Below are 19658 nucleotides of genomic sequence, written 5' to 3' on the forward strand. Positions count from 1 at the left end.
TGGAAAGGAAAGTCATGTTCCCGGATCTTCAGGGCGGCGCGTCATGGACCACAGACCCGTGATCCGGCGAAAGGGTACCGGAAGGGCATCGATGGTCCAAGTCAGGGCCTGTTCCACAAGGAGTGATTGTTCCGCGACATGTTTTTTGTGCAAACCAGTCGCCGGCGAGGCTGCGGCGGGGCGTCCGGCATAACCGGGTTGTGCTTGTCCGTGCTTGAGATCCTGGAGCAGAAAGGTGAGTCGGGGCAGAACGAACATCCAGGCCCCCATGTTGGCCGGTTCCTCCTGGCACCAGACCACCTGGGCGTTGGGGAAGCGCTTCAGCGTTTCCAACAGGGTATCCCGTGGCCAGGGGTAGAGTTGTTCGATCCGGATCAGCGCCACATCCTTGATGGATCGCTGGTTGCGTGCTTCCAGAAGGTCATAATGGACCTTGCCGGTACAAAGAATGACCCGCGTGACTTGTGAATCCAGGACAGTCGGATCGGGGTCCGGCAGTACCCTCATGAAGCGCGCCCCGTTGGTGAACTCTTCGAGTCCGGAGACGCATTCCGGATGTCGCAGCAATGATTTCGGGGTGAAGAGTACCAGGGGCTTGCGAAAATTGCGGCGAATCTGACGCCTTAGTACATGGAAATAATTGGCCGGAGTGGTCACGTTGCATACCTGGAGATTGTCCTCGGCGCACAGTTGCAGGAACCGTTCGGGGCGGCCCGAGGAGTGTTCCGGTCCCTGCCCCTCGTAGCCGTGGGGGAGGAGCAGCGTGACACCGTTGAGCCTGAGCCATTTGGATTCCCCGGCGCTCAGGAATTGATCGATGATCATCTGGGCGCCGTTGGCGAAGTCGCCAAACTGCGCCTCCCAGAGGACCAGGGTCGAGGGATCGTCGGAGGCGTAGCCGTATTCGTAACCCAGAACCGAGGCCTCGGCCAGAGGGGAATCATGGACCGTATAGAGGGCCTGTCCCGGACGAATGTGGTTGAGGGGAAGGTAGCGGGCTTCGGTTTCCTGATCCACCAGGACCGACTGCCGCTGGGAAAAGGTTCCCCGACCGCAATCCTGACCCGACAACCGTACCGCGACCCCTTCGAGGAGGAGGGAACCGAAGGCCAGTGCCTCGGCGGTGGCCCAGTCGATCCCTCGTCCTGTTTCCATCATTTCCTTTTTGCCGCGCAATTGCCGGGCGATCTTGGAGTTGATGGCGAATCCTTCGGGATGGGCGGCGAGGGCATGGCCGATTTCCTTGAGGGTATCGATGGGAACATCGGTCAGATATTCTTCGTATTCTTCCTCGGAACGCAGGGCGGACAATCCTTTCCATCCCCCTTCGAGCCAGTCGGCCCTGTTGGGTTTGTAGTTCTGGGACAGGGCGAATTCTTCTTCCAGGAGGGCATTGAATTCGGTGGTGATGGCGGCGGCCATGTTCGAGCCGTCTTGTCCTTCGAGATCGAGTTGCCGGGCGTAGAGTTCGGGGGTGGAACGATGTTTGGCGATGGTGCGGTACATGATCGGCTGGGTGAACATGGGTTCGTCACTTTCGTTGTGACCGTGCCGGCGGTAGCAGAACATGTCGATGATCACGTCCCAACCGAACTCCTGGCGAAATTCGACCGCCAGGCGGACGGCGTGGACAACCGCTTCCGGGTCATCGCCATTGACATGGAAAATGGGTGCCTGGATCATTTTGCCCACGTCGGAGGGATAGGGGGAGGAGCGTGATGCCGAGGGGTGGGTGGTGAATCCGATCTGGTTGTTGATGATGAGATGGATCGTGCCGCCGGTCGCGTATCCTTCGAGTCCCGAGAGGGCGAGGCTTTCGGCGACGAGTCCCTGGCCTGCGAAGGCGGCGTCGCCATGGAGCAGAACTGCCATGACCTCGCGGCGTCCCTGGGGCCCACGACGGTTTTGTTTGGAGCGAACCTTGCCGAGAACGACGGGATTGACGAGTTCCAGATGGGACGGATTGGGATTGAGGGTCAGGTGGACGGGGTGACCGTCGAAGATCCGGTCCGCCGACGAGCCCAGATGATAACGAACGTCACCCGAACCCTGGACATCCTCGGGATTGGCCGATCCCCCCTGAAATTCATGGAAAATCACGCGGTAAGGCTTTTGCATGATGTTGGCCAGGACATTGAGGCGGCCACGATGGGCCATTCCGAGGACCACTTCGCGGATGCCCAGTTTGGCGCCGCGTTCGAGGAGTTGATCCAGGGCGGGAATGAGGGATTCGCCCCCTTCAAGGCCGAAGCGTTTGGTGCCGGTGAATTTCTTTTGCAGGAATTTTTCGAACTGTTCGGCATGGATCAGCCGTTCCAGGATCGCTTTTTTTCCCTTGGGGGAAAAGCGTGTGCGGTTGCCGTTGTTTTCGATGTGACGTTGAATCCAGGCTTTCTGGTCGGCGTCCTGGATGTGCATGAACTCCACACCGACCGAACTGCAATAGGTTTTTTCGAGGATGTGGAGGATTTCCCGCATGGTGGCCGATTCGCGTCCCAGGACCCAATCGATGAAGATGGGCCGATCCATGTCCTGGGCGGTGAACCCGTAGGTTTCCGGCTTGAGTTCGGGAAACTCTTCTTTGCCTTCCAGCCCCAGGGGATCGAAACTGGCATGAAGGTGGCCGCGGACGCGGTAGGAGCGGATCAGCATCAACGCGCGAACCGAATCGAGGGTTGCCTTGCGGATTTCCTCGGGATCGTGGGCCGATCGGGCATCGGAGGTGGCGGGGGTCGGCTTTCTGGCGTCCGGACCGGGGTGACCGAGAATTCGCGACTGCCGTCGATTCCAGTCTGCCCCGTGCAACTCTCGCAGGATGTCCTCGGGTCCATCTCCGTCCCATCGGGCGAACAGGCGGGCGCTGGCGGGATCCACCGATTGTGGGTCCTGGAGGAACCGGGCATACAGTTCAAGGACGTAGTGGGCGTTGGCGCCGGTGAGGAAGGACTCGATCACATCGGACATCGGTATCACCTGAAACACAAAACTTGTTGTTTTTTCACGCCCTTTTTCTGATGACATCGGGAGTTCGAGACGGGTGGGGAGGCCAATGTTTTCCCATGGCGTCATGCGTCACCCGTCTCGATACGCCGGTCTTGCTTATATCATCGTGTTTCGCCAGCATCGATATTCAAGGTTTTCGTCATCGATGTTGGGAAGGCGATCACTGTTTTTTTTGCAGCATGTCCAACAGGCGGTCGCCATATTTTTCGACCAGTTTCATCTCCTCTTCGGGCAGAAACCCGGTATTTGAGGGATTTTGCTGCATTTGAAGTTCCATGTTGCGGACGTATTGATCCAATTGTCGTTTCATAACCGAACGTTGTTGTGGCGGGATGTAGGGGTTGTTGGCGACCATTGCCTGTTGCCGGGCGATCCACTCCTTCTGTTGCCGCAACATTTGGTCTCGTTGCGACCGGGCATCGGGTGACGCAGCGGAGGCGGTCTGATCGCTCTTGGCCTGTTGGCCCTGAAATTGTTGCAGCAGCCATTGTTTTTGCATGGGCGGGATGAAGGGGTTGTCGCGGATTGCCTTTTTGCGGGATTGATCGATTTGTTCCCTCGTGGGGGTTGCCGTTGCGGCAGAGGATTGGGCGAGTTGGCGGCGCTGTTGTTGCAACATGCCCAGGGCTTGGGCTTTCTGGAACGGCGGAATGTTGGAATTGTCGCGGATGCGTCGTTCTTCCTGGTCGAGTTGCCCGGCCATCCAGGATTGCCGCTGACGGGCCGCTTCAGCCATTTCCTTGCGAGCCGCTTCGTTGCGTGAACGGGACTGTTCGGCAAGTTTTTGCATTTCGTCTTGCATTTTCTTTTCGGCCAGGGCCCGCTCCTGATCGGTTTTCCGGATCATGAGTCCCTGGTTGACGTGATTGAAGATGTAGAAAAACCGGTCGGGCTTCCATCCTTTGGCGGTCAGTTGCGCGACGAACCCTTTGTCGTAGCGCATGCCGGAGATGGTCCAGGGGTGGTAGGGCATGGATTGATTTCCCTGTCGTTTCCGGGCTTCCTGGATCATGGCGCCGTAATCGACCATGAACCGGTTGATTTCATCATCGGAAAAAGGTTTTTCCGCCTCCTGGGCGTACCCGCCGCTGCTCAAGGATACCGACAGCCCCAATAAAATTGCAAAGACCCCTCTTTTGGCCATTTTCCCCAGCATGTGAGCGCTCCTTACTTGAATACACACGACCATTTTGGATATGGATTCCCGCCAACGATTTCCGGCATGGCGAAGCCGTCATGACGCACCTTGGAAGTCACGGAATCAAGAATTACACGTTTTTCCATGGGAATCAATGAAATCCTGATTGGGGTGCGAACCATGCGTCGATTCGGGAAATCAAGATCGGGGACATCATATTTTATTTTGATTCAGCCTGTGTCCATGATCCTCGCGCGATATTGGCGTACAATCATTCGGACCGCCGGCAAACAATCAACCAGGCATGCCGAACCATGATGTCTGATCATTTTGAAATGACAACAAGATGCAATGGGTTAAAGCATCGTGATGCGCTACCGAATCGTGGGAGAATGAAAGAATGAGGGGTGGGAATGAAATACACTGGGCTTCCGTGATGGCCATCGCCTGGGTGACGGTGCTGGAGGGGATTCGGACGCGGATGGTGGGGCTCATGGTGGTGGTCTTTCTGATGGGGATGGGTCTTGCCTTCTTCGCGGGGGCGTTGGCGGTCATGGAGACACGCGAGGTCGAAGCGGCGGTGGCGGGTTTCTTTCTCAGGTTGGGTGCGGTGGTCACCTTGGCCTTGTTCGTCCTGAGCGCCCAGGTTCGGGAGTTTCACGACAAAGGGATCGATCTGGTCTTGTCCCTGCCCATTCCCCGTGCCGGATATTTGTTGGGGCGTCTGGCGGGATTCGCACTGATCGCGTTGGTGGTGGCGGCGGTGTTTTCTTCGGGAACCCTGCTGTTTGCGCCGGTCTGGCAGTCCGTCCTGTGGGGGGGGTCGCTGTTTGTCGAATTGTTGCTGGTCATCGCCCTGGCGGTCTTCTCCCTCCTGACCTTTCAACAGGTTCCACCCGCGTTCGCCCTGGTGATGGCGGTGTATTTCCTGGCCCGTTCGGTGGTGGTCTTGCAATGGGTGGGCCAGGGTCCCATCATGCCCCAGGGGGTGTGGACGGTGTGGTTGATGAATCGATTCATCGATGTCCTGGCCTTTTTTCTCCCGGCGCTCGATCGCATGACGCAAAGCGATTGGCTGGTGCATGGCGATGGCGGTTGGGATGATCTGGTGTTCGTCCTCTTCCAGGGGGGGATTTATCTTGCCCTTCTGGTGACGGCGGCTTTGATCGATCTGTATCGGAAAAATTTCTGATGGCGCGATGGTTCCAAACAATGGCCCGGCGCGATCGCCCCTGGGAAGATGTACCCCCGGTCATCGGATGGCTGGCGTTACTGTTTCTTGCGTTGCAATGTCTTTTCCATGCCCAACTTGTCCCCCCTTCCCCTCGGGCGGTTTCGCTTCCGGCGCCTCTGGCCCCGGGATTGTTTCGTCTGTCGGCGTTGGGCGATCCGATGGCCATGAACCGCATGGCAATGCTGTGGCTTCAGGGGTTCGACTATCAATCGGGGATCAGCCTTTCCTTCAAATCGCTCGATCCCGTTCGTCTGCGGGACTGGTTGTCCGCGATTCTCGACCTCGATCCACGGGGGCAATACCCACTGATGGCGGCCAGTCGTATCTATGCCGACATTCCGCGCGAGGAATCCCAGAGAATTCTGTCCCGGTTCGTTTTCGAACGGTTCTTCGAGGATCCCGACGTTCGCTGGCCCTGGTTGGGACATGTCGCCATCATCGCCAAACACCGCCTTCACGATCTTCCGCTTGCCTTGAGTTATGCTCGGGCGATTCGTTTGCATGCTTCCCCAACTTCCGTTCCTTCCTGGGCGCGGCAGATGGAAATGACCATCCTCGAGGACATGGGGGAACTCGATCAGGCGCGCCTGTTCATCGGTGGCCTTCTGTCCAGCGGCCAGGTCACCGACCCCAGGGAAATCCATTTCCTCGATGACCGTTTGCGGGCGCTTGAACTTCGGACAGGTGTTTCGAAGTGAGGACGGTCAGGTGATTGTCAAAGAGTGCTTTCCATTGGTTTGCTTCAGGGTTATGATGGCCTCCGCTCTAGTGGGGAAAACTTTGTTCCAGGTGGTGGCGATGAAGAAAAAAAAGGGGGGCGGGAAGGGAAAAAGTCCGACTGCGAACCTGTCCAACGAGGCCATGGGGCTGACGCATTTGCACGCGCTTCAGTTCAAGCAGGCGCTCGAACGCTTCAAACTGGCCCTCAAGGAGGATCCCCGCTCCGAACGACTCAAGGAACTGCTGGTCGAGGCCTATGTCGGCAGGGCCAGGGAGTTGGCCGGGAAGGGGATGGCCAGGGAGGCGGCCATCATGCTGGAAAAATCGTCTTCCCTGACGGGAAGACCCGCCGACCCGATGATGTTGTTTTCCCTGTTTCTCAATGGGGGAGACATGGAGCGGGCGGTTTCCTCCCTGGTGGGGCTGACGGAAAAACCCGAGATGAGGGCGCTTTTTTGTTCCGGGCCCTTTGCGGAAGGGTTGGCGGTTCTGTCCCTTGTCGGTCCGGGGCGGGGGGTCGCGGTACTCATGGAACCGGTGGTTTCCTCGTTTGTCGATCATCGGGATACCGCGCTTGAATTTCTTGATGCCTGGGACCGGGGTCTGGATGACCAGGCGATTGCTTTGTTGAAAAAATTGCCGATCGGGTCGCCGTTCAAAAGTTTTCGCGTGTTCATGCATGCCTTGATTCTTTGCCGCGCTCAGCCAGGGACGGCGCTTGAATGGTTGGGCAGAATTCACGAACGGGAATTGTTTCATCCCCTGGCCCAGGGGATCCGGGAGATCCTGTCGGAACGGGGGGGTACGCTTAAATCCATGATTTCCTGGAGTCCACCCGTGCGGGAACTGGCCTTTCGTCTCCTGGAGGTCAAACCCGATGCGGTCCGGATTCTCGGGCGACTTCAATCCCTGGCAGAGAAACCCGATCAATGTGCCAAGGCATTGTTGGACCCCTCCCTGGAAGCGTATTTTCCGGCGACATCACTCAGGAATCTTTGTCATTCGCTGCTTCCATGCGATCCTGACCTGGCGAGGCCGTTCCAACAACGATTTGGTTCGCTTCCCCCCTGGGAAAATCATCGAATCCGGGCACTGGCATGGGAACGTCGCGGACAATGGCAAGAGGCCCGCCACGAGTGGGTCCGTGCCATCGAATTCATTGATGACCCCTTGATGAAGGCGCAAATCTATCGCCATCTGGTGGAGATTCTGGAAGAAGAGGTTCCAAGGCAGGTCTCCTGGGGGTTCAAGGGATACCGAAAAGAAACGGAATCTTTTAAAGTTCAGTATCTGGAAGCCAGTCTAAAGCACGATCCCGATGATCGGGAGACCCACCTTGCCCTGATCCGTCTTCATGGCCAGGAACGCAATGCCAAGGAGGTCCGGGCCGCCGTGGACCGGGCGATCGCCCTGTTTCCGGAAGACCGGGAAATCCTCGAAGCGGCGATGGATGCCGCTTTCGCGGCCAAAACGTTCAAGAAGGCGGTGTCCTTTGCGCAAAAAATTCTTTCGTTCAATTCCATCCATGTTCGCGCCAGGGACGTTCTGATCGAGGCCCATTTGTCGCACGCCCGGAAGAAGGTTTTCGAAAAACGGTTCGATCTGGCGGAGAAGGAATTGTTGCTGGCCGAATCCATCGAACGGGAACATTCCCGTTCCGGAAGGGTTCAAGCCTGTCAGGCCATCCTGGCCATGTTTCGCGGGGAAGAGCGGCTGGCCGGGGAATTGCTGCGCAGTCTTCGAAATCAAAAAGGATTTTCCCTGCCCCGGGAACTGATGATTCAGGTGGAGGCGCATCGACTCAAGGCGCCCCAGGAAATGGTGCGAAAAATGGGGCATTCGTTGCGGCAACGGATTGAGGATACCGTTCCCGAAAAGGGAGGCCTGCTGCAATCGATACAGGATTTGGAGCAGTACCAACGCGAGAAAATCCCCCTGGTCAAACAGTGGTTGCAAGCGTTGTCGCCATGGTTGGTCCGGGCGGCGGAGGTAAACCTTGCCTTGGAGGAACGGCGCCTGGTCTGCAATTTTCTTCTGGAAAATCAACTGTTCGAACCTTTGGAGTCGTTTGCCCGTGTCGGCCTGAACCAATGGGAACAGGATCCTTCCTTTCTTTTCTTCCACATCTTCTCCCAGGCCAAGGGAGATTATCGACATGTCGCGAACAAGAATCGGACCGTCCTTGATGAAATCGTCCGGAAGGTGAAGGAATCGCATCTGGACACCCGCACCATGAAAAATATTCATGAATTTATTTCTCCATTACCTTTATTCACTCATTCTTCGAGTCCTTTCGCGGATGAGTTTGATGAGGATGATGAGGCGGTGTCCGACGACGATCAGGACCAGATCGACAGTGTCCTTTCCATGTTTGAATTGGTCATCCGGCAGAAAATCGAAGAGGATGCCGCCGGTCGTCGGAAACTTGGAGATAAAAAATATGCCGCGAAGTTGGCACGGGATATTGCGAGGAGCGTGGGTGCGGGACCGGAGTTTATCAAAGACGTTCGTGAAATGATCGAAGATATTCTCCTTTCGCGGGAATAATGCTGCTCCCTTGCCCTGTCCGAGTCGGGGCGTTTGTTTCACTTTGAGGATGAATGGTGACCATGGATCCCTATTTTGTTCTGGGTGTGACGCGAGAGGTGGATGATGACGAGGTCATTCGCCGGGCCTATCTGGAGAGAATTCGACAATGGCCCCCGGAGCGCCATCCCGAACGGTTTCGCAAGGTTTCCGAGGCCTACACCCTGATTCAGACAAGAAAGAAACGGTTGAATTTTAATTTATTTCACCATGTCGAGACGCCTGATCTTTCGGAACTGGAATCACGGGTGATGTCGTCGGAGGTGAAAGGAAGGCCATCCCGGGAGGAACTGGTGGGATGGATGAGGGCTTTGTTGGCTTCGTATCATTTTGGCGACAGGAGATAGGATGTGGATGAAGGAATCAGGGAATCCCTGGTGACCCAGTTTCGGGCGTTCCTTGAGGAATCCCAGGAGCGGAAGGAGGGGATTCCGGTGGGGGCGCGGGCAGGGGATGTGGCGGACGATCTGATGCATTTGTATCAGGCGTTGACGGGATTGAAGAATGAAGTTCGTATCGAATCACGCCAGTTCAAGGAGGCGTTGGATCGTTTTCGTGCATTGTTCGCGGTGGTGGAAGAACAGAAGGTGTTGTTGACCCGGGAAACGGAGCGCCACAGGGAAGTCTGGGAGGATCGGGCGGAACGGTCGAAGGGGACTTTCTTGTTGGAGTTGGTCGGATTGCGGGACCGTCTGGAGCGCAGTGTGATGGCGATGGAGGCGCATCGTCCGTCGGTCGTTGCGGCCATGTCCCGAAGCGAGACTGCCTGGAGGGCGGGAATGGTGGAGGGGTTGCGCATGGTGCTGCGAAGGTTGGAACAGACGCTCCTTGGCCAGGGGATTTCGATGGTGGAAACCCTGGGCAGACCGTTGGACCCTGAAACGATGCGGGTGATCGGCGTGGAACATCATGCCGACCGGGACTCCGATGTTGTCGTGGCGGAAGATTTGAAGGGATACGTGTGGAACGGGCAGGTGTTGCGTCCCGCGGAAGTGCGGATCAATAAAAAAGAGGGGAACAAGGAATGAGTGAGCCCATCATCGGCATCGATCTGGGAACGACCAATTCGGAGGTGGCCATTTTCGAGAATGGCCGGGCGCGTCTGATTCGCGATGCCGCGGGACGGGCCATCATCCCTTCAGTGGTCGGAATCGATGGCCAGGGAAAGCTGTTGGTGGGCGAGACGGCCCTGAATCAATACGTTGGCCGACCGGAGGCGACCATCCGCTCCATCAAACGAAAGATGGGTGGCACCGAAAAGGTGTCCCTGGGGGGGACCGAATATTCCCCGCAGGAGATTTCGGCCTTTATTCTCAGACATCTGAAGGAAATGGCCCAGGCCGATCTGAAACGGGAGGTGACCCGGGCGGTGATCACGGTTCCGGCCTATTTTTCCGATGCCCAGCGTCAGGCGACCCGCGAAGCGGGGGAGATCGCCGGTCTGGAAGTGGTGCGCATGATCAATGAACCCACCGCGGCGGCACTGGCCTACGAGGCAGGAAACCGTGGACGGCGTCATATTTTGGTATTTGACCTCGGGGGCGGTACGTTCGATGTTTCCATTGTTCGCATGGAGGATGAGATCATCGAGGTGGTTTCCAGTACGGGAAACAATCATCTGGGGGGCGATGATTTCGATGAACGGATCGGGGAACATATTCTCAAACATCTGGCCGGGGAACGGCAGTTCGAGGTTGTCCCGGGGACACCGGTCCATGCCCGTATCGTGAGAAGGGCCGAGTCCTCCAAAAGGTTTCTTTCGGATCACCCCTTTGCCCGGGTCGAAGAGGAGTTCCTGGGGACCCGGGAGGGCGTGCCCCTGCATCTGGACATGGAATTGCCACGTTCGACCTATGAGGAGATGATCCTGCCGCATGTCGATGAAACTCTGGAACTGGTCCATCGGGCCCTTGACGATGCCCATCTGGACACCGGGGATATTCAGGAGGTCCTCCTGGTGGGCGGGGCGACCCGGACACCGGTGATCCGGGAACGGTTGGAAGAGGTTTTTGGTTATGTTCCGCGGGGGGAGGTGGATCCGGATGTTTGCGTGGCGTTGGGGGCGGCCATTCAGGGGGCGATCATCGCCGGGGTGAAGGGGACGGCGGTATTGGTGGATGTCACTCCGTATAGTTTTGGCACGAGTGCCCTGGGGGAATTGGATGGAACATGGAGTTCGTCTCTTTATGTTCCTTTGATTCATCGCAATACCCCCATACCGACGAGCAAGAGCGAAGTTTTTTTTACCGTCCACGACAATCAGGAAAAGGTGGATGTCCGCATTTACCAGGGAGAGCATCGGGATGCTTCCTTCAATATCGAGATTGGCCGGTTCATGATCGAAGGGTTGGGGCCGTCCAGGGAGGGGAGTCCGATCGTCCTTAAACTGGATCTTGACGTGAACGGGGTCTTGCAGGTGACCGCCACGGAGAAGACGACGGGACTCAATAAAAAGATCACGATCGACAATGCCTTGACGCGAAGGGGAGAAAACAGCCTGGAACATGCCCGGGACAGGGTATCGGCCTTGTTGGAGGGCGATGGAGAAGCGACCCGTTTTTCGGGAGGCGGTTCCGAGGGATCCGGGGAGGGGCATGCCGAAACGGTGACGTCTCGGGCGGTGATCGAGAAGGCCCGCGGTCTGCTGGACAAGGCTGCCGACGAGGATCGGGACGATATGGTCAATCTGATCGAATCGATCGAAGAGGCGTTGCAACGGAAGGATTTCGAAGAAGCCCAGTCTCTGAGGGAACGGTTGGCCGATCTGTTGTTCTATCTGGAAACATGATCGTTTGATGGTGGTTATGGATTCGGTCGTTTTCTATCACGTTGGGGATGGGACATGGAAATAGAGGAGGGTGTTTCCAGGGCTTCGAAGGTCGTTCGTGGGGGTGATCAATGTCCCATCTGCCGTGCCGCCAGGACGGCGGGGAACGTCTCCTGCCGGCGGTGTGGTTCCGATCTGACCTGGATCCTTAAGACCGAGAAACTGGGAAAAGAATTGATTTTCAGTGCCCTGGACCATTGTTCCATGGGTGATTGGGAAGAGGCGGCTCGCCGGGCGCGGCGGGCGCGGTTGGTTCACGGCACGGTTTTTTCCAGGGTTCTGGAACAATTTTTTGAGCGGGGACGTTCCATAAGATGAAAAATACCGATCTTTTATCGTCGATTCGCTCCTTTCTTGTTGCCCGTGGTCCATGAAACGGGTGGAACCTGTTCCTGGAGAGGCAACTGTGATAGGTTCATGGGATCCTGTGCGGGAGAATTTGTCCGCGAACCTGAATGAACGATGGTTCGATTCATGATGTCATCCCGCAAAACCCGGTTTGAAAGGAGCCTGTGTCATGCCTCAGGTGCGCGTGGAGCGAACGAATGCGGCGGGATTTACCCTGATCGAGATCGCCATCGTCGTCGTGATCATTGGATTGTTGTTGGGCGGGGTCCTCAAGGGACAGGAGATGATCCGCAATGCCCGGGCGCACAATGTGGCGGACCAGGGCAATGCCGTCAAGGCGGCCATTCTCGGCTTTTCCGATCGCTATCGGGCGCTTCCGGGTGATTATGCCGCAGCCTTGAACAACATTCCGGGCCTTTCCGGGGTTGAACAGAACGGTGATGGCAACAGTCGCATCGGATTCGACGACCGTGCCGTCCAGGGAACCCCGGATGAGCCGAACCGGTTGCGTGAACTGGGGTTGACCTGGCTTCATCTGGCCCGCTCCGGATTCATTTCTGGCAATTATCTGGGAACCGCTTTTGGCGCGACCGATGAAGCCAACTGGGCCTGCCCCACCGATACCTGTCTGACCAATGCCTTCAACGGCGCCATGATCATCGCCTATGACAATGAACAAACGGGGCTGAGCGACCTTGCCAATCAATCCCGGTCCAATCAATTGTGGTCGGGTCGTGGTATTCCAATTGAAATCATCTCCGAACTGGACCGGAAGGTCGATGACGGCCATCCTGGGACGGGAAGCTTTCGTGTTGGGGACGGCTTTGTCGGCGGGACAACCGGTGCCGTCGGGCACCAGTGTGTTGACGATGGTGCTGAAACCCCGGCGGCTCCGAACATGACAAGTACCTGGCCGCAACGGTGGACCATCGTTACCCAGGTGTCCGATTGTGGTGGGGTCTATCAATTCTGAGAATTGGTCGTCTCACTCCGTTTGATTTGTTTGCCAAAGCCCGCCTTGACGCGGGCTTTGGCGTGATATGGAGATGGGGATGGACATGGAGGTGCTCCGTTTTTTGGGGGTGTGGAAACGGTTCGCGGGCAACGAGGTTTTGCGGGGGCTTGATTTTTCCGTCCATCAGGGGGAATTTTTTGCGCTCGTCGGGGCCAATGGCCAGGGAAAGACGACATTGATCAAAGGGTTGCTCGATTTTATCCGCATCGATGCTGGAAGTATTTTCATTCATGGGCAGGATCATCGTCAAACCAGGGCCCGGGCGGGGCTTGCGTATCTTCCGGAACGATTCGTTCCCCCCTGGTTTCTGACGGGGGGTGAATTTTTGCGGTATGTCACCCGTCTTCACCGGCAATTCTTCGACAAAGACCGTGTCAACCAGATCCTGACCGACCTTGATTTGGATTCTGCGGTCCTCGATCTTCAGGTCCGGGCGTGTTCCAAGGGGATGACGCAGAAATTGGGCTTGGCGGGGGCATTCCTGAGTGGACGCAAACTGTTGATCCTCGATGAACCGATGAGCGGTCTGGATCCCAAGGCCCGGGTATTGCTCAAACGGCGCCTGTTCCAGTTTCGGGAGGGGGGGGGAACGTTGTTTTTCTCGACCCATCTGTTGGCGGATGTGGCGGAGTTATGTGATCGCATGGCCATTTTGCACCATGGATCCCTTCGTTTCCAAGGATCGCCCACTGTCTGCCGTGCCGACTATCCGGGGAATACTTTGGAAGAATCGTTTATTCGATGCATTGATGCTCCTTGATGTCACGGAAAATAGACTATAGAAATATAAAATAAGTTATCGTCTTCTCTTTGGCCTGTTTCTTTATTTAAATAGTTTATTTTGCATCGTGGTTGTCCTGTTGGACGAATTGGGGTTTTGGGGAGACGGTCCGGGGTGGGACGATTGGCAGCGGAGGAATTGGGAATCGCTCGTCCATCGTCGGCGGTTCCCGTGGCGTTGGCCCGGGGATGGCGACGAAGGAGGTCGTGGGGCGGGCCGTGACCGGGTATCGCGTGGCCAGATGAAAACCGGCCCATCCGGCGACCGGGATGGCCGTCAGGTAAAGAAGGGTGGCAAGAGCGGTGGTCCGTCGTGGGGTTGCGGTGGCGATGAAGCTGCTTTCGCGGGCCGCCTGTCGAACATGCTTCGGAGTGACACGGTCTTTTCTTTCGATGTAGGCCCCGAGAAGGGCCTTGTCGGCCAACAGGTTGATGCGTCGCGTCAATCCTTCCGACAGTTTCCAGATGCGGCGGCTGACTGCCGGCGGGAACAGGGTCGGTCCCCGATAACCGGCGGACCGCAGACGTAGAAGAAGATAGGCTTCGCAATCACTGCGACTGAAACGGGGGAGGTAGAACTGGTAGGAGATGCGTTCCTTCAATTGGCGGATCGAGGGGTGGGCCAGATTGACATCCAGTTCCGGCTGGCCGAACAATACCAGTTGCAACAGTTTGGATCGGGTGGTCTCCAGGTTGCTGAGGAGACGAATTTCTTCGAGGGTCGCCAGGGGCATTCCTTGTGCCTCCTCCACCAGCACGACAATCTGGCGTCCGGCGGCATGTTTTTGCAGCAGGCATTGTTGCAGGGCCTGGTGAACCTGGAAACGGTCATTCCGTTCGGCGATGGTCAGATGGAGTTCGAAGGCGATGGCATGAAATATATTGTCCGGGGTCAGGCCAGGATTGGCGATGAACACGGTCTCGACCTTCCCGGCCAACCGCTGTTCCAGCATGCGACACAGCATGGTCTTGCCGCTGCCCACCTCGCCGACAACCTTGATGATTCCTTCACCCTGAAGAACGGCATATTCCAGCGCTTCGAGAATGGCACCACGTTTGCCGCCGGGAAAAAAGACCCGGGTATCGGGAGTGTTGCGGAACGGAGCGTCATCGAGGCCAAAATTTTCATGATACATGGCATGAAACCCTGCCTTACACAGAATAAAAACCTTAACGTAACATGAAAATCGGTTCACCGGCAGGGATTCCAAAGGACTTCGTGCGGGGATGCGATCAATCGTGTGCCATGATCAACGATTTATTTCCTGATTTGATATGATATGGAGATGTTCTCGATTGCGCCATCGATGAATGATGGTTCATCGATGACTTGGGAAAAAATATGGGAAATCATCGATGATGAGATTGTTTTGATTGATTCGAATCGAAAAATTTGTCATGTTCGCATGTCCAGATCGACTCACCCACCGTCGAGCATCCTTCCATGTCCTTGATGAACGCGCTGTTTGAAAATCCCTTGGCCTTTCTTCCAGAGCGAAGGGCCGAATCCAGACTGATGGTGGTTTCCCGGGAGCGGTTGGTGCTGTACCACTGGACCGACGGCACGTTTACGCGGCAGGGGGTGTTTTCCCAGGATGCCGGGGGACAGGACTGTTTCCGGACCTCCCTGAAGGGCGGAGCCGATGAACGACCGGTGTTTGTCCTGGTGGATGTCATCGAGGAGGAGATGTGGGGGGAGGTGATTCCCTGGATGCGTGGCAGGGATCGTCAGGCGGTGCTCGATCGGCGATTGGAACGATTGTTTTCCGCGACGCCGTATCGCCGGGCGGTCTCCCAGGGGCGGGGACGGGAGGGGGAACGCATTCTGTATTCGGGGCTGGTCAATCCGGGATTGATCGCTCCATGGATGGCGATCCTGGATGAACTGGATGTGCCGGTTGCGGGATTGTGGTCGCAGCAATTGTTGATGCGTTTGTTGATGCGCCGGATCGATCGCGGTTCGGAGCGGGCATTGCTGGCGGTGTTGCATTCGTTTGGTTTGCGCCAGACCTATTTTGTCCGAGGACGAACCCAGATCAGCCGCATGACGCCGATGCGTGTCGCGATGGGGGAGGCCGGGGCGGAATCGATCTTTGGGGAGTTGCTTCGGACGCAGGGGTATCTGTCCAGTTTGAAGGTGTTGGAACGGGGACAATCCTTCGATCTGTTCTTCCTGGCCCCCCCGGCATTGTCTCGCGATATTTCCGCGCTTGCCGGGACATTGGACGGGGCGCGGTTCGTGGCGGTGGATGTGGACGCCCTGACCCGGAACCTGGGAATCACCGGGGGGGGGGACAACGGCGGGCTGGAACTCCTGACGGCCCAGCTTTTGTTGAAAAGACCACCGCGAAGCCATTATGGTTTTGCTGGAAAATCGGGTCGGTACACGTCCTGGATGCGCCATTTGATCCAGGTCTGGCAGCCTGCTCCGGCAATCCGCACGGATGCGGCAACGCCGGGAGGGGCCGAAAAAATGGCGCCGCGGCGCCGTTTGGGGGATCTGCTGCTCGAACGGGGATTGATTTCCCAGGATCATCTCCAGACTGCCCTGGCGGAGCAGAAACGTTCGTCGGAATCGTTGGGACGGATCGTGGTCCGTCTGGGTCTGGTGGCCGAGGTGGCTCTGAGGAGCGTTCTGGCCGAGGCGCTCAATCATGAGTCGATCGACCTGGTCGAAGTCTCGCCCCATCCCGAGGCGTTGGCGATGGTTCCCAAACGCTTCGCCAAGCGCCATGGCATCCTGCCGATCCTGTATGACCGCGACAGGAAACAGATGGTCGTGGCCATGGCCAATCCGACCAATGTTTCGGTCCTTGACCTGTTGCAGGCCCGCTTGGAACCGGGGGCGACGGTTTTGCCACGCCTGGCGGGAGAGGCGGAGATCGCCGGGGCCATCGATCAGCATTATGGCCATGAACTGTCGGTGGAGGGGATTCTGCGGGAATTGGAAACGGGGGAGGTGGATCTGGAGTCGCTGGTCGATCCGATGGCGGAGTTCAGCCATCCCATGGTTCGCCTTGTCAATGCCCTGTTGACCGATGCGGTCAAACGCGAGGCCTCCGACATCCATATCGGTCCGACCTCGGGATTCGTCCGGGTCCGTTATCGCATTGACGGGGTATTGCGTCATATCCACAGTTTTCACCGTCACCTGCTTCCCAGCCTGATGGTACGTCTCAAGGTGATGGGGGGGATGAACATTGCCGAAACCAGGATTCCCCAGGATGGCCATGTCAGCCTTGAGATGGCGGGGCAGAAGGTGAGTTTTCGCATTTCCATCCAGCCGACGATCAACGGAGAAAATGCCGTATTCCGGATCCTCGATTTGCGACGGGAGGTCCGTTCCCTGGACGAACTGGGGGTGACACCCCATAATCTTGGGGAACTTCATCGCGCCCTGCGGCGCAACATGGGATTGATCCTGGTCACCGGACCCACCGGCAGTGGCAAGACCACGACCCTTTATTCGATGATCAACCATCTCAATAATGTCGGCATCAATGTCATGACCCTGGAGGACCCGGTGGAATATCCCATGTCCACCGTCTTGCAAACCAATGTCAACAAGGCCGTTGGGCTTGATTATGCTGCCGGGATCCGTTCTCTTCTCTGGCAGGATCCCGACGTGATCCTGGTCGGGGAGATTCATGACAGCGAAACCGCCAACATGGCCCTTCAGGCGGCCATGACCGGACATCAGGTTCTGACGACGCTTCATGCCAATTCCACTCTTGGGTCCTTGCCCCGTTTGATGAACCTGGGGACGCACAAGGATTTTCTCATCGGCAACATCAACTGCATCGTTGCCCAACGCCTGGTGCGCCGTTTGTGCCTTGCCTGCCGCAAACCCGTGCTTGCAACCGACAGGGAACGCCGTATCCTGAAATTTTCCGCGACGGAGGAAGGGGCAATCTTTCAGGCGGTCGGTTGTCCGGAATGTCATGGTTCGGGGTATCGTGGCCGGTTGCCGGTCATGGAGGTGTTACGGGTGGATGACACTTTCGATGAACTGATCTATACGGGGGCGCCGCGCCGGGAATTCATGGCCCACGGACGCGCCCTCGGATTGCGCACCATGGCGATGGATGGGATCGATCGGGTCAAGAACGGCATGACCACTTTGGAGGAACTGGCCCGGTCGGTCGATCTGATGGAATTGGGCGATTTCGGCCTGGAGTCCAATCATGCCTGAATTTTCCTATCGCGCAGCCGATCGTCGTGGACGGATTTCTCGTGGGACGATCCAGGCATTGAATGCCAAGGACCTGGAATTCAAACTTTCACGCATGGGCATGTGGTTGATCGAACTGGACGCCACGGCACTGGATGAACCGCGGGCGCGCCGCCGTGTGGTCGGGAGGAAACTCCTGATTCTTTTTTGCATTCACATGGAGCAGATGCTCAAGGCGGGCGCGTCGATTCCCGATGCCCTGGACGAGATTCGCCGTTCCATGTCCCATCCCAGGTTTTGCGAGGTCGTGGCCGCCGTCACCGAGGACATCCAGGGGGGAAAGGGGCTCTCGGAAGCGATGGCCTCCTATCCGGAAATCTTTCCTCCTGTTTTTTCGGGCCTGATCCGGGTGGGAGAACGGACGGGACAATTGACGGCAATCTTCAAGTCCCTGGCCGACAACATCAAGTGGGAGGACGAGTTGGCGACCCGGGCGGCACAGGCGGTCCGTTATCCGGTGATTGTCGCTCTGGTGGTGATGGCATTATTTTTCTTTCTGATGATTTTTCTCGCGCCGCGCCTGATGGAGTTCATTCCCAAGATGGGGGGCGAGATTCCATTGTATACGTTGCTTCTGTTTTCCCTGAGCCGGTTTGTGGTTCAGTGGTGGTGGTTGATGCTTGCCGCCCCCATGGCCTTGGTGTTGGGTTTCGGGTTCTTGCGACGGGTCAATCCCAAATTCGACCTGTGGTTGGATGGTGTGTTGTTGCGTGTCTGGTTTTTCGGCCCATTGGTGCGCAAGTTCTTCCTGGTCCGGTTCGCCACCAATTTTTCCCTCATGTACCGTTCGGGGGTTGCGGTACTCGATGCCCTGGCGATCAATGAAAACCTGACCACGAACAAGATTCTTTCCCGATCGATTCGCCGCATTCGCGACCGGGTAGCGGAGGGGCAGACGGTCAGTGCCGCCTTGCGTGAAGAATCGCTGTTGCCGCCGCCGTTGCCGCGTTTGGTCGAGGCGGGAGAGGCGAGTGGACAATTGGACGGGGCCATGGAAAATGTCAGTTATTTTCTCGATCGGGAGGTGCGTGAAAGCATCGACGGCTTGCAATCCATGGTGGAGCCTCTTTTAACCTTGGTGATGGGGTTTTTATTGGGTTGGGTGATCCTCTCGGTTTTTGGTCCCATATATGAGACGATAAGTCATGTCCGGTTCTGATGGGACGGGGAGGTAGCGTGCATGCAACGGCGTTGGACTTGTGACTGCGATGGCAGTGCCTTGGTGGCGTTTCTGGCGCTTCTTGTAGCGGCTCTGGGGGCGGTCGTGCTGCCTTTGGTCGATGCGGATCCGGGGCGGCTTGTGGCGAGGGAGACGACGTTGCGACGGATGGCCGATGCTGCGTTGGCGTTGCGGGCCTTTTCTGCCAGGGAACGGCGTCTTCCGTGTCCCGATGTGGATGAACCTCCGGATGGTTTGGCTGATGATCCCTGTCATGGGACGGCGGCGCGGAGCGAGGGGGTGGTGCCGTGGCGAACCTTGGGGTTGATGCCGTTGCGGGATGAATGGGGTGCGGGTTTGCGTTATGTCATTGTGGTTTCGGGGAGCGCGGGCATTGAGGAGGTGGGGTTGAGACCGATGGCGGGAGTGCGATGGGATGGCGTGGTGGTGGCCATGGTCCGGACCCGGGATAAAAGCCGCTGGCTTCCCGTGATTGGCGCGGACCACGTACTTCCGCTCAGGACTATTGAAAGAAAAAATGGGTCTAATGGTATGGTCCGCCCCGTTCCCAACGGCCTCGAAATGGGCCAAGATGGAGTTTCAGCTAACCATCAAAC

Annotated in this window: 14 protein-coding genes and 1 pseudogene; 12 read left to right on the forward strand and 3 right to left on the reverse strand. The window is 57.2% G+C overall.

The genetic code is table 11. The annotated features are described in order from the left end of the window. Nucleotides 1-12: 12 nt before the first annotated feature. On the reverse strand, nt 13-2964 hold the full coding sequence (locus HQL76_14510) for a 2-oxoglutarate dehydrogenase E1 component (protein MBF0110378.1): 2952 nt from the start codon (nt 2962-2964) through the stop codon (nt 13-15). Nucleotides 2965-3163: 199 nt separating this feature from the next. After that, entirely contained in the window at nt 3164-4159 is a 996-nt protein-coding gene (locus HQL76_14515) for a hypothetical protein (protein ID MBF0110379.1), read from the reverse strand. A gap of 382 nt (nt 4160-4541) precedes the next feature. On the opposite strand from HQL76_14515, the gene HQL76_14520 reads away from it, so the two are divergent. From HQL76_14520 to HQL76_14560, 9 genes are all read left to right on the forward strand, one after another. Next, on the forward strand, nt 4542-5333 hold the full coding sequence (locus tag HQL76_14520; GenBank protein ID MBF0110380.1) for an ABC transporter permease: 792 nt from the start codon (nt 4542-4544) through the stop codon (nt 5331-5333). 20 nt (nt 5334-5353) lie between these two features. Beyond that, nucleotides 5354-6073, forward strand: a complete 720-nt coding sequence (locus HQL76_14525; protein MBF0110381.1) for a hypothetical protein — start codon at nt 5354-5356, stop codon at nt 6071-6073. 100 nt (nt 6074-6173) lie between these two features. Continuing rightward, the gene (locus HQL76_14530; protein ID MBF0110382.1) at nt 6174-8642 is read left to right on the forward strand and encodes a hypothetical protein; all 2469 of its coding nucleotides are present in this window, start codon (nt 6174-6176) and stop codon (nt 8640-8642) included. Nucleotides 8643-8704: 62 nt separating this feature from the next. After that, a complete protein-coding gene (locus tag HQL76_14535) occupies nt 8705-9028 on the forward strand; it encodes a DnaJ domain-containing protein (protein ID MBF0110383.1) in 324 nt (107 codons plus the stop codon). Between the two features lie 3 nt (nt 9029-9031). Beyond that, nucleotides 9032-9709 (forward strand): nucleotide exchange factor GrpE, encoded by a 678-nt coding sequence (gene grpE / locus HQL76_14540; protein MBF0110384.1) that lies wholly within the window; start codon nt 9032-9034, stop codon nt 9707-9709. Beyond that, nucleotides 9706-11469, forward strand: coding sequence for an Hsp70 family protein (locus tag HQL76_14545; GenBank protein MBF0110385.1), 1764 nt, complete (start codon nt 9706-9708; stop codon nt 11467-11469). The genes grpE and HQL76_14545 overlap by 4 nt, the downstream gene beginning before the upstream one ends. 54 nt (nt 11470-11523) lie before the next feature. Then, nucleotides 11524-11826 (forward strand): hypothetical protein, encoded by a 303-nt coding sequence (locus tag HQL76_14550; protein MBF0110386.1) that lies wholly within the window; start codon nt 11524-11526, stop codon nt 11824-11826. Nucleotides 11827-12025: 199 nt separating this feature from the next. Beyond that, nucleotides 12026-12829: a prepilin-type N-terminal cleavage/methylation domain-containing protein gene (locus HQL76_14555; GenBank protein MBF0110387.1), complete on the forward strand. Its 804-nt coding sequence runs from the start codon at nt 12026-12028 to the stop codon at nt 12827-12829. Nucleotides 12830-12908: 79 nt separating this feature from the next. Next, nucleotides 12909-13631 carry an ABC transporter ATP-binding protein gene (locus HQL76_14560; protein ID MBF0110388.1) on the forward strand — a complete coding sequence of 241 codons (723 nt, stop codon included), beginning with the start codon at nt 12909-12911 and terminating at the stop codon, nt 13629-13631. Nucleotides 13632-13983: 352 nt separating this feature from the next. Here the strand turns inward: HQL76_14560 and HQL76_14565 are convergent. After that, a pseudogene (locus HQL76_14565) lies at nt 13984-14787 on the reverse strand (AAA family ATPase). 1337 nt (nt 14788-16124) lie between these two features. Here HQL76_14565 and HQL76_14570 point away from each other — a divergent pair. The 3 genes from HQL76_14570 to HQL76_14580 form a co-directional block, all read left to right on the forward strand. After that, nucleotides 16125-17843, forward strand: a complete 1719-nt coding sequence (locus HQL76_14570; GenBank protein ID MBF0110389.1) for a type II/IV secretion system protein — start codon at nt 16125-16127, stop codon at nt 17841-17843. Next, nucleotides 17836-19041, forward strand: a complete 1206-nt coding sequence (locus HQL76_14575; protein MBF0110390.1) for a type II secretion system F family protein — start codon at nt 17836-17838, stop codon at nt 19039-19041. The genes HQL76_14570 and HQL76_14575 overlap by 8 nt, the downstream gene beginning before the upstream one ends. 21 nt (nt 19042-19062) lie before the next feature. Beyond that, on the forward strand, nt 19063-19658 hold a 596-nt coding region (locus HQL76_14580), incomplete at its 3' end, for a hypothetical protein (GenBank protein ID MBF0110391.1).

The organism is Magnetococcales bacterium (genome assembly GCA_015228815.1).
Classification (GTDB): Bacteria; Pseudomonadota; Magnetococcia; order Magnetococcales; family UBA8363; genus UBA8363.

Coding starts and splice junctions, on each gene's coding strand:
- HQL76_14510 (MBF0110378.1), bottom strand. CDS start 2,964: ATGTCCGATGTGATCGAGTCCTTCCTCACCGGCGCCAACGCCCACTAC.
- HQL76_14515 (MBF0110379.1), bottom strand. CDS start 4,159: ATGCTGGGGAAAATGGCCAAAAGAGGGGTCTTTGCAATTTTATTGGGG.
- HQL76_14520 (MBF0110380.1), top strand. CDS start 4,542: ATGAGGGGTGGGAATGAAATACACTGGGCTTCCGTGATGGCCATCGCC.
- HQL76_14525 (MBF0110381.1), top strand. CDS start 5,354: ATGGCCCGGCGCGATCGCCCCTGGGAAGATGTACCCCCGGTCATCGGA.
- HQL76_14530 (MBF0110382.1), top strand. CDS start 6,174: ATGAAGAAAAAAAAGGGGGGCGGGAAGGGAAAAAGTCCGACTGCGAAC.
- HQL76_14535 (MBF0110383.1), top strand. CDS start 8,705: ATGGATCCCTATTTTGTTCTGGGTGTGACGCGAGAGGTGGATGATGAC.
- HQL76_14545 (MBF0110385.1), top strand. CDS start 9,706: ATGAGTGAGCCCATCATCGGCATCGATCTGGGAACGACCAATTCGGAG.
- HQL76_14550 (MBF0110386.1), top strand. CDS start 11,524: ATGGAAATAGAGGAGGGTGTTTCCAGGGCTTCGAAGGTCGTTCGTGGG.
- HQL76_14555 (MBF0110387.1), top strand. CDS start 12,026: ATGCCTCAGGTGCGCGTGGAGCGAACGAATGCGGCGGGATTTACCCTG.
- HQL76_14560 (MBF0110388.1), top strand. CDS start 12,909: ATGGACATGGAGGTGCTCCGTTTTTTGGGGGTGTGGAAACGGTTCGCG.
- HQL76_14570 (MBF0110389.1), top strand. CDS start 16,125: ATGGCGCCGCGGCGCCGTTTGGGGGATCTGCTGCTCGAACGGGGATTG.
- HQL76_14575 (MBF0110390.1), top strand. CDS start 17,836: ATGCCTGAATTTTCCTATCGCGCAGCCGATCGTCGTGGACGGATTTCT.